Source organism: Eubacterium maltosivorans (assembly GCF_002441855.2).
Taxonomy (GTDB): Bacteria; Bacillota; Clostridia; order Eubacteriales; family Eubacteriaceae; genus Eubacterium; species Eubacterium maltosivorans.
Genome location: NZ_CP029487.1, coordinates 89,450 through 102,346, shown reverse-complemented (window position 1 = coordinate 102,346; position 12,897 = coordinate 89,450). Strand labels below are relative to the sequence as shown.

Genomic DNA, 12,897 nt, shown 5'->3' with positions numbered 1-12,897 from the left:
CCATCGATGTAAACATTTTCTTGGCCCTATTGTAACACATATTTCTCTCAAGGCAAGTCTTTTGCGCTCAATGCACCATTACTAAATCTTTCATTAAGCTTTCCGGCTGCCAACACAAAAAAACCGGCGCAAAACCGCGCCGGTCTCTTTTTAACGCTTTCTTCTTTTGTCATTATCCTTTAAAAAACGCCGGGCGTTTTTCATGCCGCCCACGCTGCCAAACATGCGCTCCAGCTTCTTCGCCTCGATCTGGCGGGAACTCAGGCCCTCATAGCCTGCTTCCTTTTTCAGCTTCTGGTAGCTCGCAAACCGGTCCGCGTCCAGCGCGCCCTTTTCCACCGCACATAGCACCGCGCAGCCCGGCTCGTTTGTATGCGTGCAGTCCCGGAACCGGCAGTCCTCTGCCAGGGTCTCGATGTCGGCAAAGGCCCTGTCCAGGTCCGCGCTCTCCACGCCCAGCTCACGCATGCCTGGTGTGTCGATGACCATGGCGCCGCCTGGCAGCAGAATCAGCTCACGCCGGGTGGTAGTATGCCTGCCCTTGTCGTCGCTTCTCAGGCCGCCGGTGGCAAATATTTCTGCTCCTGCCAGGCCGTTGATGAGCGTGGATTTGCCCACGCCGGACGAGCCGATAAAGGCCACGGTCTGCCCGGGTCTCATGTAGGGCATGGCCGCCTCAAAGCCCACGCCGTCCAGAGCTGTGGTCATGACAACGTCGGCCCCGATGGCGGTGGACTCCGCCTCGGCCAGGCGGTCCGCCGGGTTTTCACACAGGTCGGATTTGGTCAGAACCACCACAGGCGCCGCACCGCTGTCCCAGCCAATGGCCAGGTACCGCTCCAGCCGCCTCAGGTTAAAATCCTTATTCATGGCCATGCAGATGAAAACCGTGTCGATGTTGCTGGCGACCACCTGCTCCTCCTGGGCTGTGCCCGCCGCCTTGCGGATAAAGGCGCTCTTTCTCGGGAGCACGTGGTGGATAATGGCATGGCCGCCCGCGTCGCTCTCCCGGTCCAGCATGACAAAATCGCCCACCGCTGGAAAATCCGCGGGCCCGGCCGCCCCATGCCGGAGCCGGCCAGAGACCTCGGCCATCAGCGCGGCCTTCTCGGTCATCACCCGGTAAGAATCCTTATACTGCGACACTACCCGCCCGGCGTAAAGCCCGCTGTACTCGCCTGCACTCTCGATTAGCCGGTCGTTCATTCCCATCTGCTTCAATGTGATATTATTCAATGTTTTTTCCTCCTTAAAGTTGTATTACACTAACCTATGGGAGGTTTTCTGACGCGTTATGCTGCGCAGACCTCCCGGCCTGACACAATATCCGTTTTACGGTTTTGATACATAAAGCATGTTCTCCTTCTTGATTATTTTGTTCAGCATCATTTTAACATATCCGGGGACAAAGGCAAAGCCCAGGCGCATCCTTTAAGCTTTCTGGCTCAAACGCCCAATTTTTCTCGTACCCCATTATGGGTTAAAAAGAATCATATGCAGTATGGCGGTTTCATCCCCTGTATTTCTATAGGAATGCGCAGTATCAGCCTTGAACCGGATACTTTCCCCCTTCTCCACAATGAGCCGCTGGCCGTCTGCGCAGATCTCAACACATCCCCCAAACAGGGTGATAAACTCAGTGGTTCCCCGCAGGTGCGGCTCCGACTCCCAGTAGCTGCCCTTATCCAACTCCAGGTAATAGACGGCAAAGCGCCGGTTCTCATCGTCGGGGAAAAGCGCGTAGTTTTTCACTTTTCCATTGTCCTCAAGCAGCGGCTGCAGCTCTGCGGTTTTTACGATCTCATATGGTTTTTTGGGACGAAGGGTCAGGGCATCAAAGGGGACGCCGATGCCATTCGATATCTTCCACAGGGTCGATATTGTAGGGTTGCCCTCTCCCCGTTCGATCTGCGCCAGCATACTTTTGCTCACGCTGCTCAGCCTCGCGAGCTCATCCATACTCAATTTTCGCTCCTCACGGAGCCTTTTTATATTTTTAGCAATGATTTGATTCATCGTATCCAAAAAAACACCTCCCTATTGACATTATATCGCACAAGATGTATCATTATATCACACACTTTGTGCGATATAATATTCACTTTGTATTATTATATAATCTAAAAGCACTTTTGTAAAGGAAAGAGAGGTTTGAATTGTTTCATTTATACGATTTTCTGATTTACTGCTTCATCACTGCCTACACACCGGGGGCCAATAATCTGCTCTCCATGAGCAACGCCGCGCGCCTGGGCTTCCGGCGCAGCGTCCGGTTTAATCTGGGTATCCTGGCCGGATTTACCGTTATCATGACACTTTGCATGGCTTTCAGCGCAACGCTCTACACCTTCCTGCCCAGGGTAAAAATCATCATGCAGGTTTTGGGCGCCGCTTACATGCTGTACCTTGCCTGGAAGGTCTGGAAAAGCACAGCGGATTTAAAGGAAAAGGGCGGCGGGGAGGCCCGTTTTCTGTCGGGCATGCTCCTGCAATTCGCCAACCCAAAAATCTATATCTACGCCATTACGGCCGCCTCCCTTTATATTCTGCCGTTTTACCAATCCCCCTGGGCGCTGGCCGGATTCACGGTTCTTCTGTCGCTCATCGGCGCTTCCGGTTCCTTTGTCTGGGCTCTGTTCGGCGCTGCTTTCTGCCAGTTTTTCACCAGACATACCAAAACGGTCAATCTGGTCATGGCTCTTTTACTGGTTTACTGCGCGGCTTCGTTGTTTTTATAAACCGGGGCCTCAACGGTCTTTGGGCAGACATACCGCGGCTGTCCTTCGCTGTGCTTTCCGTACTCGATGGCCTCTTTCGGGCAGCGGCAGATACAGGCCATGCAGTGGGTGCAGCGTTTGCCCCAGCGGGGCCTGCCGTTTTCCATCCGGATATTGGAAAGGGGACAGACCGCCTCGCACTTCCCGCAGGAGATACAGGCGCCGGTGACCCGGAACTTGCTGGCATGTACCACTACAGGGTAAAACACATCGTTGACCAGTCCACTCTGGATTTTATCCTTAAAGGTGGCTGACGGTCCGGGCAGCACCGCCCCCTCCCCGATGCGCCGGGCAATGGCGCTGATCGGAGCCTCAGCCTTGTCGATGAGGGCCAGGGCCTCCTCTCTGCCGGGCGCGTCGTAAAGGGCAATGTAATTTTCGGGCATCCTGACCTCCGCGCATCCGCGGTAACGCAGGCCTTTGGCCTCGCTCAGCCTTTTCAGATATGCGCCGGCGTTGCCAATACCACCGCCGCAGGTCAGCACAAAATAAATGTCCCGGGCGCCTTCAAGCTCTGTTTTCATGAGCCAGTCACTCACCACCCGGGGAATCCGCCACGCGTAGGTCGGCGCGGCCACCACCCAGAGCCGCTTTGAGGACAGGGCGCTGTGGTCGTGATTCCTTATTTTATCAAAGAGGTCGAGGGCCTCATCCTGGATTTCCCGGCCGATTCTTTTGGCTGTGTAGGCACTGTTTCCGGTGCCTGAAAAATATAAAATCATTTTAAACTGCTCCTTTCAAAGACGTGCGCGCCATTTTCACCAATGTGCACCACACCGTCGTAAATATTGTTTACCAGCTCTGCCAGGGCTTTCCACTGGGTTTCATCCGCGCTGATATAATAGTAGTTCCGGGTTCCCTCCCGCCGCATGTTCACAATGCCCGCCGCCTTCAAAATCTGGAGGTGGTGGGACACCGAGGGCCTTGTCAGGTGGGTTTTTTCAGCAATCTCACCGACCCGGATACCGGAAAGGTCGCTCTGCAAAAGCACCAGCAGGATGAGCTGCCGGGTCTCATCGCCGATGGCGGTAAAGGCATTCCGGCAGGCCTCAAAGCCCTGCGTAATCTCAGCAATCCGTTCTTCACATGTTTTTTCCATAGGGCCCCTCCTATAAATCCCGCGCGTCCAGAACGGCGCTCCATGCAACGCAGACCTCTGGGCACAGGCCGAGACCAATATATTTTTCCCTGATCATTTTAATGGAATGCTTAATGATGATTTCCACCTTCTTTCGTTAACATTCTTTAACCATTATAACAGATCGGATAAATTGTGCCACATTGGTAAAGAAAGTCGTTGCCATTAAAAAAGATCGGCGCAAAATTGTGCCGATCTTTTTTCCTATCCATGCCGCTGCGGCCTTTCCTAAAAACGCTCCTTAAGTGTGGCCATCCAGGCCTCGATGGCCTCGGCCAGTATCAGCTGCTGCCGCAGAACAGCTTTCCCAGTTTCCGGGATTTCCGGCAGGGTCTCTTTCAACGCCATATTTTCTTCCAGATTGCCTTTCAGGGTTTTTACATTCGCCTCGATGCTGTCCAGGCACTGCTTCTGCTTTTCGGGCGGAAGACTGCCGAGATTAACGATGACTGCGTTAAAATCCAGAAAGATGTTGATGGGCTTGCAGGCGATCTCTGTCATCAGCTTTTCAAATTCCCTCTCGCCCGCGTCGGTTAAGGCATAGACGGCCTTTTCGGCCATTTTTCCTTCCTTCACCACATCGCTTTTAATATACCCCTTTTCCTCAAGCTTTATGACTTTTTTATAGATGGAGGGGGTGCTGATTTTCACCCATCTGGATATGTTCCGGTATTCTACCTGCTTTTGGATATCGTACGCGCTCATCGGTTCCTTTGTGAGCATGCCGAGTACGATCAGATCAATGGTTGCCATAATAACCTCCCTTTTCTTCTTGACAGATACTATAATTTATAGTATTATGGGTTCCTCAGTCGGATTACTGTAATTTATAGTACTATATTTTACAACCATTGTCAAGTAAAAGGAGATTTTAACATGAAGGAACACAACTCAAAAATGGCACTGCTGGGCAGCGCCCCCATTCCCAAAGCCCTTCTCGCGCTGGGGCTCCCGACCATGGCCGGCATGCTCATCAACGCCCTGTACAACCTGGCCGACACCTATTTTGTGGGCGGTCTTGGGACCGGCCCCATGGGCGCTGTCACGGTGGCCTTTCCCCTCGGGCAGGTGGTCGTGGGCCTGGGCCTGTTGTTTGGAAACGGCGCCGCCGCCTGCCTATCAAGGCTGCTGGGGCGCGGCGATGGCGAAACCGCCGGCAAGGTGGCCAGCACGGCGCTTTACAGCAGCGTTTTTATCGGAGCGCTCGTGATTTTATGCTCAGTTCTTTTTCTGGAGCCTATTTTAAAACAGCTCGGCGCTCTGGACAGCGTTATGCCCTACGCCCTTGCTTATACCCGTATTTACATCCTGTTTTCGATCTTCAACGTGTTCAACGTGACCATGAACAACATTGTTTCCAGCGAGGGGGCCGCCAAAACCGCCATGTGCGCGCTCATGGCCGGCGCTGTCTTAAACGTGGCCCTGGACCCCATTTTCATCTATACTCTCGGTCTTGGCGTTTCCGGAGCAGCTGCGGCCACAGCCCTCTCCCAAATTGTCTCCACGCTCATCTATCTGGGCTATATCTTTATGAAAAAAAGCGTGTTCAGCTTCAGTATCCGGGAATGCTGCTTTTCCAGAGAAATTCTGTCCGAAATTCTGAAAATCGGGATTCCCACACTGGTTTTCCAGCTGCTGACCAGCCTTTCCATGGGCATGATCAACGACGCCGCCAAAGAATACGGCGCTTCTGCCCTGGCCGCCATGGGGCCCCTCACCAAGATCATGTCCATGGGCACACTGGTCGTGTTTGGGTTTTTGAAGGGCTTCCAGCCCATCGCCGGGTTCAGCTATGGGGCCGGTAAATTTGACCGGCTCCACGAGGCCATCAAAACCGCCATCCTCTGGTCTACCCTGTTTTGTGTGGCCTTTGGCTTGACGGCTGCCATATTCGCGACGCCGATTTTGTCTTTGTTTACAAAAAACGATATGGAAATGATCCGCATCGGGGCGGCCGGGCTCCGGCTGAGCGGCCTGTCTTTCATGCTCTTTGGCTTCTACACAGTCTATTCATTCCTGTTTCTGGTCATGGGCAGGGCAAAAGAGGGCTGTATTCTGGGCGCCTGCCGTCAGGGGATCTGCTTCATCCCGGTCATTCTGATCCTCCCGGCTCTCTGGGGGCTGAACGGTATCCTGTGCGCTCAGCCCGTCGCGGACGTGCTCTCCGCTGTGGTGACGGTCTTTATGGCTTTCCGGGTTCATAAAGAGCTGGCGTTGGTCCGGGATTAGACTGGTCTGGAGGCAAGGCGCTGCCCGCCGCTTTGGGAAATATGCTGAACAGCCGTTAGTTAGGTAAAACCCTGCCAATATGCTATAATAGATAATAACTGGCAGCACTTTGCGGAAATCACATTCCGCAGTCCCTGGAGAGGGATTCCCATAGCGCAGCTAAAACCGATTATCAGGAGGATTGAAATGAATCACTTTATTGAAACGCTGACAAGCAGTGGTAAGAGCGCAGAGCTGCCCGAGGCATATAATTATTTTGGAAAGCTTATCGGCAGTTGGAAACTCGATTATACAGACCACAATATAGCCTGCTCAGTCAAAGGCGAATGGCATTTTTCGTGGGTTCTTGAGGGCATGGCAGTACAGGATGTGATTATTTTACCCTCGCGCGAAACTAAAACCCAACCCCCACATCCCCTTACTGAGTATGGCACAACGCTTCGGGTCTACAATCCTGATACACACACATGGGATATCGCCTATGGTTATACAGGGAGAATCATGCGGCTTGAAGCGAGGAAACAAAACGATATGGTCGTTCTTACAAACATTGACGACGAAAGGCAAAAATGGGTGTTTATCAAAATTGAGGATACCCATTTTCACTGGCAGAATATCACTGTAAAAGAGGACGGCGAGTGGCATATAAACGCGGATATATACGCAGAGCGCATATAACGCCGCACGAACCGTCGAGCCGTATCAGCTTGTATTGAAAAGCGGCCACTGGTATTTTCAAGGATATTGTCATGAAAGAAAGGATTTTCGGCTGTTCGGCTTGTCCCGCATAACCAATCTGCAGCTGAAAGCTGAAACGCCGCCTGATAAAAGCCAAAAAGAGCACGGCGCAAAATTACGCCGTGCTCCCATAAACTCAATGCCACATATCGTCCAGATTTCTTTTTTCATATACGGTTCGCAAAACATAAACCTGCCGTTCTGATTCCAATATAATAAAAAATGTCAGAAAATGACCTGTTTTAAAAAATCTCAATCCTCGTTTAGCCCAGGGCTCTTTCTTATAAGCCGAATGCCGGGCAGGCATCTGCCCCAGCTTTAAAATTTCCGATTTCAATTTTTTTCTAAATGCCTTCGCAGCCTCTGGTTCTAAAAGCTCTGTACGAATATACCGCCATATCCTTTCAATATCTTTTTGCGCCGCGTCGGTGACAATCACCTCATAGCTTTTCATTCACCATACTTCTCCTGCATCTCTGCAAAAAATTCTTCTGCCGGGCGTCCTTTCCTTTTTAAGAAGTCTTCATAGCCCTCCTCGATCAGGCTGTCAAGATGATCCGGCGTTTTTTTGATTTTAAAGGTTACGCCGCCGTCACGCACAGCCTGACGTACCAAAGCGTTAATCGCCGAATTAGTGGTGAGTCCCAGCTCAGAAAAAAGCGCGTCCGCTTCCTCTTTCAGCTTTTTATCCATTCGAACCGTCACATTGGTGGTATCCATTATCTGCCCTCCTTACAATCACTTGCACATAATTTGCACATTTATTATACAATATTTTCAGAATAAATAAAAGCCCAAAAAGATCGGCGCAAAATTGCGCCGATCTCTCGCCCTGCCTAATCCTCCAACACCTCGATACTGTCCCCGGGCTTTACCACGCCGCCCTTCAGAACAATGGTAAAAATGCCCTCTCTGGGCATGACGCAGTCGCCCACTTTTTTGGCGATCTCGCAGCCCTTGTGGCACTCCTTGCCGATCTGGGTGACCTCCTGGAGGGTCTCGCCGATTTTCAGCCGGGTGCCCACTGGCAGCTCGTAGACGGTAATGCCCTGGGTGGTGATGTTCTCGGCAAAATTGCCGGGGGTCAGCTCACCCGCGCCCAGCGCCACCATTTTATCGATGCTCTCCTGGCCCAGCAGGCTCACCTGGCGGTGCCAGTCGCCGCCGTGTGCGTCGCCCTCCAGTCCAAATTTTTCAATAAACACGCCTTCGCCGACGGGCGTTTTCATCACGCCCTTTTTTTCGCTGCGGTTGATAGCGATCACTTTTCCTTTTATCATCATTTCTCCTCTTTTCTCTCAAAGGTGCCAGAGTGGCCCCCGGTCTTTTTCATCAGTTTAATATCGCCGATGACCATATCCCGGTCGACGGCTTTACACATATCGTAAATGGTCAGGGCAGCCACTGACACAGCGGTCAGGGCCTCGATCTCGATGCCGGTTTTGCCCGTTGTTTTGAGCTCGGCCTCGATATGGATACAGCTGTTTTCGGCGTCGGGCTCAAAGCGGATATCGCTGGCGGTAATGGGGATATTGTGGCACATGGGGATCAGCTCCGAGGTGCGCTTGCACCCCATAATCCCGCCGATCTGCGCCACAGACAGCACATCACCCTTTTTCATCTGATGGCTTAAAATCTTTTCTAGGGTTTCGGGCTTCATGTAGATGGCGCCGCGGGCAAGCGCCATGCGCTCCGTATCCTTTTTGTGGGTCACGTCCACCATGCGGCCGCGGCCCTCTGCGTTAAAATGGGTAAATTCGTCTGAGATGGCCATTCTATCCTCCTATTTCGTTCATGTTTCTTTTTTTAATGGTTTCCCGTTCATCGATGTGGTGGCGCTCCGGCTTGGCCGTCACCGCCATTTCCAATATCTCCCGGTAGCTTTTCCCCGCCTGGTGCAGGGCCGCCACGTCCAGCTCCTCATCGGAGTGGAGACAGGGCTTGAGTTTGCCGTCAGCGGTGACGCGGATGCGGTTGCAGTCTGCGCAGAACCGGTGGCTGATGGGGTTGATGAGCCCCACTCTCCCTCTGGCGCCAGGCAGCTCGAAGAGCCTGGCGGGCGCGCCGGGCGCAGCCACCACAGGCGTGAGCGCCGGCGCCCGCTCAAGCACCGCGTCGCCGGACAGATACTGCCCGAAAGCGTAGTCGGCGCCCTGCCCCAGGGGCATGAGCTCGATGAAGCGCACGTCCACGGCGTGGTCCTTTGTGTAGTCCACAAAGGCTTCGATCTCATCGTCGTTAAAGCCCTTGATCAAAACGGTGTTGAGCTTGATGGGGGTGAGCCCGGCCGCTCGGGCGGCCTCAATACCGGCCAAAGCGTCCTCCAGCCTGCCGCAGCGGGTGATTTTCGCGTACTTCTCAGGCTCAAAGGTGTCCAGGCTGATGTTCACCCGGTCAAGCCCCGCGCGCTTCAGGTCTCTGGCCATGGCGGGCAGCAGAATGCCGTTGGTGGTCATGGCAAAATCCCGGATTCCGGGGATCGCGCCGATTTTTTCCACCAGCTCCAGCACGCCCCGCCGCACCAGCGGCTCGCCGCCGGTAAGCCTTATTTTGTCGATTCCCATCTCAGCGCCTGCCCGCACCAGGGCCTCAATGGCCTCAAAGGTGAGGTTGGTGGCATGGCGGCGCTTGGGCACGCCCGCCTCAGGCATGCAGTAAACGCAGCGTAGGTTACACAGATCGGTGATGGAAATGCGCATATAATTCACTTTTCGTCCAAAATGGTCTCTCAAATCAGCACCACTTTTCCAGGCTCATCAAAGCCGTAGCCGCCCAGCTCGGTGAGCGCGCGGCGCAGCTCCTCGCCCCGCAGCGCCTCCAGAAAAACCTTGACCTTCTCGTCCTCCAGGTTTTCCTGTGACACAATAAAATCATACTCCTCGTCCCCCACGGGGATAAAATCCAGTCCCATCATGTTGGCCGCGGACAGCACGCCCATGCCCACGTCGCAGGAGCCGGACTGCACCGCTGAGGCCACCATCATATGGGTGTTGAGCTCGCGGTCATAGCCCACGATCCGCGCCGGATCGATGCCCTTCTCTTTCAGAAGGTAGTCAAACAGCACCCGGGTGCCGGCCCCGCGCTGGCGGTTCACAAAGGTGACGCCCTCCCGCAGGAGATCCTCAACGCCGCCAATATTTTTGGGGTTGCCCTTTGGGATCATCAGGCCCTGGACACGCTTCACGCCCTTGATGAGCGCTGCCTTTCCCTCGCCCAGGTACTTCCTGACCGCAGGGATATTATAGGCGCCAGTGGCCTCGTCCAGCAGATGGGTGGGCGTGAGGTGGCACTCGCCCTTTTTAAAGGCCATGATGCCGCCCAGGCTGCCCACATGGGCAGAGGACAGGTTCACCAGCTTTTTATTTTTATGGATAATATTGGCCATCATGTCGATCATCACATCGTGGCTGCCGATGGTCACCAGCGTGTTTTCGATTTCTTCCACCGGGCGCAGCAGCTCAATTTCGACCTCCTGGCCGGCCTCGTAGCCCTCCACGTTTTTGGGCACGCGCAGAATGCCGTCGGCATTCACCAGCGACATGGTAACGCCTGCGCCGCGGTCCAGGGGAGTGGCCACAAAGCGTCCGCCCACCTTGCCGCATTTCATGCGCACAAATTCCAGGTATTTTAAGGTGGACATGAGCCGTTTGGACAGGGTGGCCTTAATCACTGGCCGGCCCACAGGCCGCTGATGGGTCATGCTTAACACCACAGGTTTCACAAAGTTCTCAAACACAAAATAGGCCGATACCGGGTACCCGGGAATGCCGATGACGGGCTTGCCCTCGATGAACCCCAGAATGGCCGGCTTGCCCGGTTTGATGGCCACCCCGTGAATGGCCACCTCGCCCAGCTCCTCGACCAGGGCTCTGGTGTAATCCTCGGTGCCGGCAGAGGAACCGGCCGAGATGAGCACCAGGTCGTTTTCGGCTACGGCGCGCTGGATGGCGGCCTTAATGACCTCATAATCATCGGGGACCGGGGCGTAGCGGGTGGGCTCGCCGCCATATTCGGTGATCAGGGCCTCGAACATACGGGTATTGGAGTCGATGATTTTGCCCTTTTCCATGGGCTCGCCAGCCTCGATGATCTCGGTGCCTGTGGGGATAATGCCCGCTCTTGGGCGCTTCAATACCTCGAGGGTGAGAATGCCCCCGGCCAAAAGCGCGCCGATGTCCATGGCCCGCACCTGGTGGTAGGCGGGAACAATGAGCTCCCCGGCTACGATGTCCTCACCGATGGGCCGCACATGCTGCCAGAGGGACACAGGCTTTGAGATCCGCACATGGTCCGCGTCCTCGGCCACCACATCCTCGATCATGACCACCGCGTTGTAGGGCTCCTCGATGACATCGCCGGTGTCCACAAACTCAAAGTCCTCATGCAGGGTCAGCACCTTTGGGCTGCGCTCATCCACCCCCACAATTTCCAGCGCCCTGACGCAGATGCCGTCCATGGCAGAGGCGTTGTAATAGGGCGAGGATATTTTCGCAAAGACCGGCTCCGCAGTCACCCTGCCCAGAGCCTCCGTCACGTCTGCGCGCTCGCTGCAGACGCCCCCATGCCCGGCCTCGGCCATTTTTAAATATTTTGCAACAGCGTCGTCCAGATCCTCGTTTTTCAGGTACAGGTTACGCGCGCTGATATCCACTATTTTTGCCATTATTCTCTCCTTTCGCGCTAAAACAGCATGACCTTCACGCTGTCGCCGGGGTTTTTCCCCTCCTCATTTTCCGTCATCTCGATATACCCGTCCGAATAGGCCAGCAGGGTGATCATCCCCGATTTTCCGTAGGTAGGCTTGACACGCACGCCGTCCTCGCCCGTCTCCACAGCAACCGTCTGAAAGGTGCGCCGCCCCGGCGCCGCGTGGACGTTTTCGGTCAGCGTTCCCACAATATACTGGTTTTTATACAGATCGGTTTTATGAAAGATGTTCATGAGCTTTTTCATCACCACCATGTAAACCATGATGGCCGACGCGGGCTGCCCTGGCAGGCCGATGACTGGCTTGCCCATGGCCCTGCCCATGATGGTGGGCTTGCCCGGCTTGATGGACAGCCCATGCAGAAAGACCTCGCCCAGCTTTTTAAGTACTGCCAGGGTATAGTCCCGCTCTCCTACCGAGCTGCCGCCGGAGAGCACCACGGCGTCGCTCTGTTCCAGCCCGCGGACAATGGCGTCCTCGATGGCCTGAGGGTCGTCGGCCGCGTAGGCCACGCCGGCCGCCTCTGCGCCCAGTTTTTCACTGAGGGCAGCGATGGCCGGCGTGTTGATGTCCACGATCTGGCCAGGCCCTGGCGTCTGGCCAGGTCTGATGATCTCGTCACCGGTGGAGATAATGGTGATCCGCGGTTTTGTGTAGACCGGAACCTCCACCACGCCCACAGAGGACAAAACCCCCACATCCTGAGGCCTTATGGTATGCCCAGCCTCAAAAACCCGCGCCCCGGCCCGGATATCGTCGCCGGTGAGCATCATGTTTTCAAGGGAGCCGGCCCCCTTATAGACGGCCAGCTCATCCTCGCCAAACCGCTCGGTGTACTCGATCATCACCATGGCCTCGGTGCCCGCGGGCACCATGCCACCAGTGGGCACATAAACGGCCTCGCCAGTGTGCAGGGAGAGGGTGGTTTCCCGCCCCATGGCCGCCGCGCCGGTCAGCTTTAAAAAGGCTGGGATCGACTCGCTGGCGCCCTGCACGTCCCGCAGCTTTACCGCATAGCCGTCCACCACCGACCGGTCAAAGTGCGGGACGTTTACACCCGAAACCACGGGCGCGCTTAAAACGCGTCCCAGCGCCCCCTCAAGGGGAACCGTCTCTGTTTCCAGCTGATAATCTGAGAAATAATGCTCCATTAACGCTTTCATTTCATCCGTTGTTTTAACTTCAAATAACTCCATTTTTTATAATCTACACTTTCCAAGTTTCATATACTCTATTGTAGCTTAATTCATACGAAATAACAAGGCTGACAAAAATTTATCAGAAAGGTTTAAATACTAAACAAAATC

15 protein-coding genes and 1 pseudogene are annotated in these 12,897 nt (G+C 54.5%); 4 read left to right on the top strand and 12 right to left on the bottom strand.

All coding sequences use genetic code 11. The features are described from left to right. Window positions 1-150: 150 nt before the first annotated feature. Together rsgA and CPZ25_RS00595 are read right to left on the bottom strand one after the other, a co-directional pair. Window positions 151-1,236 carry a ribosome small subunit-dependent GTPase A gene (rsgA, locus tag CPZ25_RS00600; RefSeq protein WP_096919341.1) on the bottom strand — a complete coding sequence of 362 codons (1,086 nt, stop codon included), beginning with the start codon at window positions 1,234-1,236 and terminating at the stop codon, window positions 151-153. A gap of 237 nt (window positions 1,237-1,473) precedes the next feature. Next, complete coding sequence (locus tag CPZ25_RS00595) at window positions 1,474-2,016, bottom strand: helix-turn-helix domain-containing protein (RefSeq protein ID WP_339624247.1); 543 nt, start codon at window positions 2,014-2,016, stop codon at window positions 1,474-1,476. Window positions 2,017-2,156: 140 nt separating this feature from the next. Here CPZ25_RS00595 and CPZ25_RS00590 point away from each other — a divergent pair, with 140 nt between their 5' ends. Next, the gene (locus CPZ25_RS00590) at window positions 2,157-2,738 is read left to right on the top strand and encodes a LysE family transporter (RefSeq protein ID WP_096919340.1); all 582 of its coding nucleotides are present in this window, start codon (window positions 2,157-2,159) and stop codon (window positions 2,736-2,738) included. Here CPZ25_RS00590 and CPZ25_RS00585 read toward each other — a convergent pair. From CPZ25_RS00585 to CPZ25_RS00575, 3 genes are all read right to left on the bottom strand, one after another. Beyond that, window positions 2,711-3,499, bottom strand: coding sequence for an EFR1 family ferrodoxin (locus CPZ25_RS00585; RefSeq protein WP_096919339.1), 789 nt, complete (start codon window positions 3,497-3,499; stop codon window positions 2,711-2,713). The genes CPZ25_RS00590 and CPZ25_RS00585 overlap by 28 nt on opposite strands. Further along, window positions 3,496-3,876 carry an ArsR/SmtB family transcription factor gene (locus tag CPZ25_RS00580; protein ID WP_096919338.1) on the bottom strand — a complete coding sequence of 127 codons (381 nt, stop codon included), beginning with the start codon at window positions 3,874-3,876 and terminating at the stop codon, window positions 3,496-3,498. The genes CPZ25_RS00585 and CPZ25_RS00580 overlap by 4 nt, the downstream gene beginning before the upstream one ends. Window positions 3,877-4,143: 267 nt before the next feature. Then, window positions 4,144-4,668, bottom strand: coding sequence for a PadR family transcriptional regulator (locus CPZ25_RS00575; RefSeq protein WP_096919337.1), 525 nt, complete (start codon window positions 4,666-4,668; stop codon window positions 4,144-4,146). Between the two features lie 123 nt (window positions 4,669-4,791). Here CPZ25_RS00575 and CPZ25_RS00570 point away from each other — a divergent pair, with 123 nt between their 5' ends. The 3 genes and pseudogenes from CPZ25_RS00570 to CPZ25_RS21080 form a co-directional block, all read left to right on the top strand. After that, window positions 4,792-6,144: an MATE family efflux transporter gene (locus tag CPZ25_RS00570; RefSeq protein ID WP_074616220.1), complete on the top strand. Its 1,353-nt coding sequence runs from the start codon at window positions 4,792-4,794 to the stop codon at window positions 6,142-6,144. A 186-nt stretch (window positions 6,145-6,330) separates the two neighbouring features. Next, the gene (locus tag CPZ25_RS00565; RefSeq protein WP_096919336.1) at window positions 6,331-6,822 is read left to right on the top strand and encodes a hypothetical protein; all 492 of its coding nucleotides are present in this window, start codon (window positions 6,331-6,333) and stop codon (window positions 6,820-6,822) included. 7 nt (window positions 6,823-6,829) lie between these two features. Further along, window positions 6,830-6,961, top strand: a pseudogene (locus CPZ25_RS21080) (WYL domain-containing protein); the annotation flags it as partial. Between the two features lie 57 nt (window positions 6,962-7,018). Here the strand turns inward: CPZ25_RS21080 and CPZ25_RS00555 are convergent. The 7 genes from CPZ25_RS00555 to CPZ25_RS00525 form a co-directional block, all read right to left on the bottom strand. Continuing rightward, window positions 7,019-7,336 carry a type II toxin-antitoxin system RelE/ParE family toxin gene (locus tag CPZ25_RS00555; RefSeq protein WP_058695112.1) on the bottom strand — a complete coding sequence of 106 codons (318 nt, stop codon included), beginning with the start codon at window positions 7,334-7,336 and terminating at the stop codon, window positions 7,019-7,021. Further along, entirely contained in the window at window positions 7,333-7,602 is a 270-nt protein-coding gene (locus CPZ25_RS00550) for a type II toxin-antitoxin system RelB/DinJ family antitoxin (protein WP_058695113.1), read from the bottom strand. Before CPZ25_RS00550 ends, CPZ25_RS00555 begins: the two co-directional genes overlap by 4 nt. A 116-nt stretch (window positions 7,603-7,718) precedes the next feature. Beyond that, the gene (locus CPZ25_RS00545; RefSeq protein WP_058695114.1) at window positions 7,719-8,165 is read right to left on the bottom strand and encodes an MOSC domain-containing protein; all 447 of its coding nucleotides are present in this window, start codon (window positions 8,163-8,165) and stop codon (window positions 7,719-7,721) included. After that, window positions 8,162-8,650 (bottom strand): cyclic pyranopterin monophosphate synthase MoaC, encoded by a 489-nt coding sequence (gene moaC, locus CPZ25_RS00540; RefSeq protein ID WP_175557164.1) that lies wholly within the window; start codon window positions 8,648-8,650, stop codon window positions 8,162-8,164. The genes CPZ25_RS00545 and moaC overlap by 4 nt, the downstream gene beginning before the upstream one ends. A 7-nt stretch (window positions 8,651-8,657) precedes the next feature. Continuing rightward, window positions 8,658-9,614 (bottom strand): GTP 3',8-cyclase MoaA, encoded by a 957-nt coding sequence (moaA, locus tag CPZ25_RS00535; RefSeq protein ID WP_074616224.1) that lies wholly within the window; start codon window positions 9,612-9,614, stop codon window positions 8,658-8,660. Then, window positions 9,611-11,545, bottom strand: a complete 1,935-nt coding sequence (locus CPZ25_RS00530) for a molybdopterin biosynthesis protein (protein ID WP_096919335.1) — start codon at window positions 11,543-11,545, stop codon at window positions 9,611-9,613. Before CPZ25_RS00530 ends, moaA begins: the two co-directional genes overlap by 4 nt. Before the next feature lie 17 nt (window positions 11,546-11,562). Then, window positions 11,563-12,786: a molybdopterin molybdotransferase MoeA gene (locus CPZ25_RS00525; protein ID WP_096919334.1), complete on the bottom strand. Its 1,224-nt coding sequence runs from the start codon at window positions 12,784-12,786 to the stop codon at window positions 11,563-11,565. Window positions 12,787-12,897: the final 111 nt, after the last annotated feature.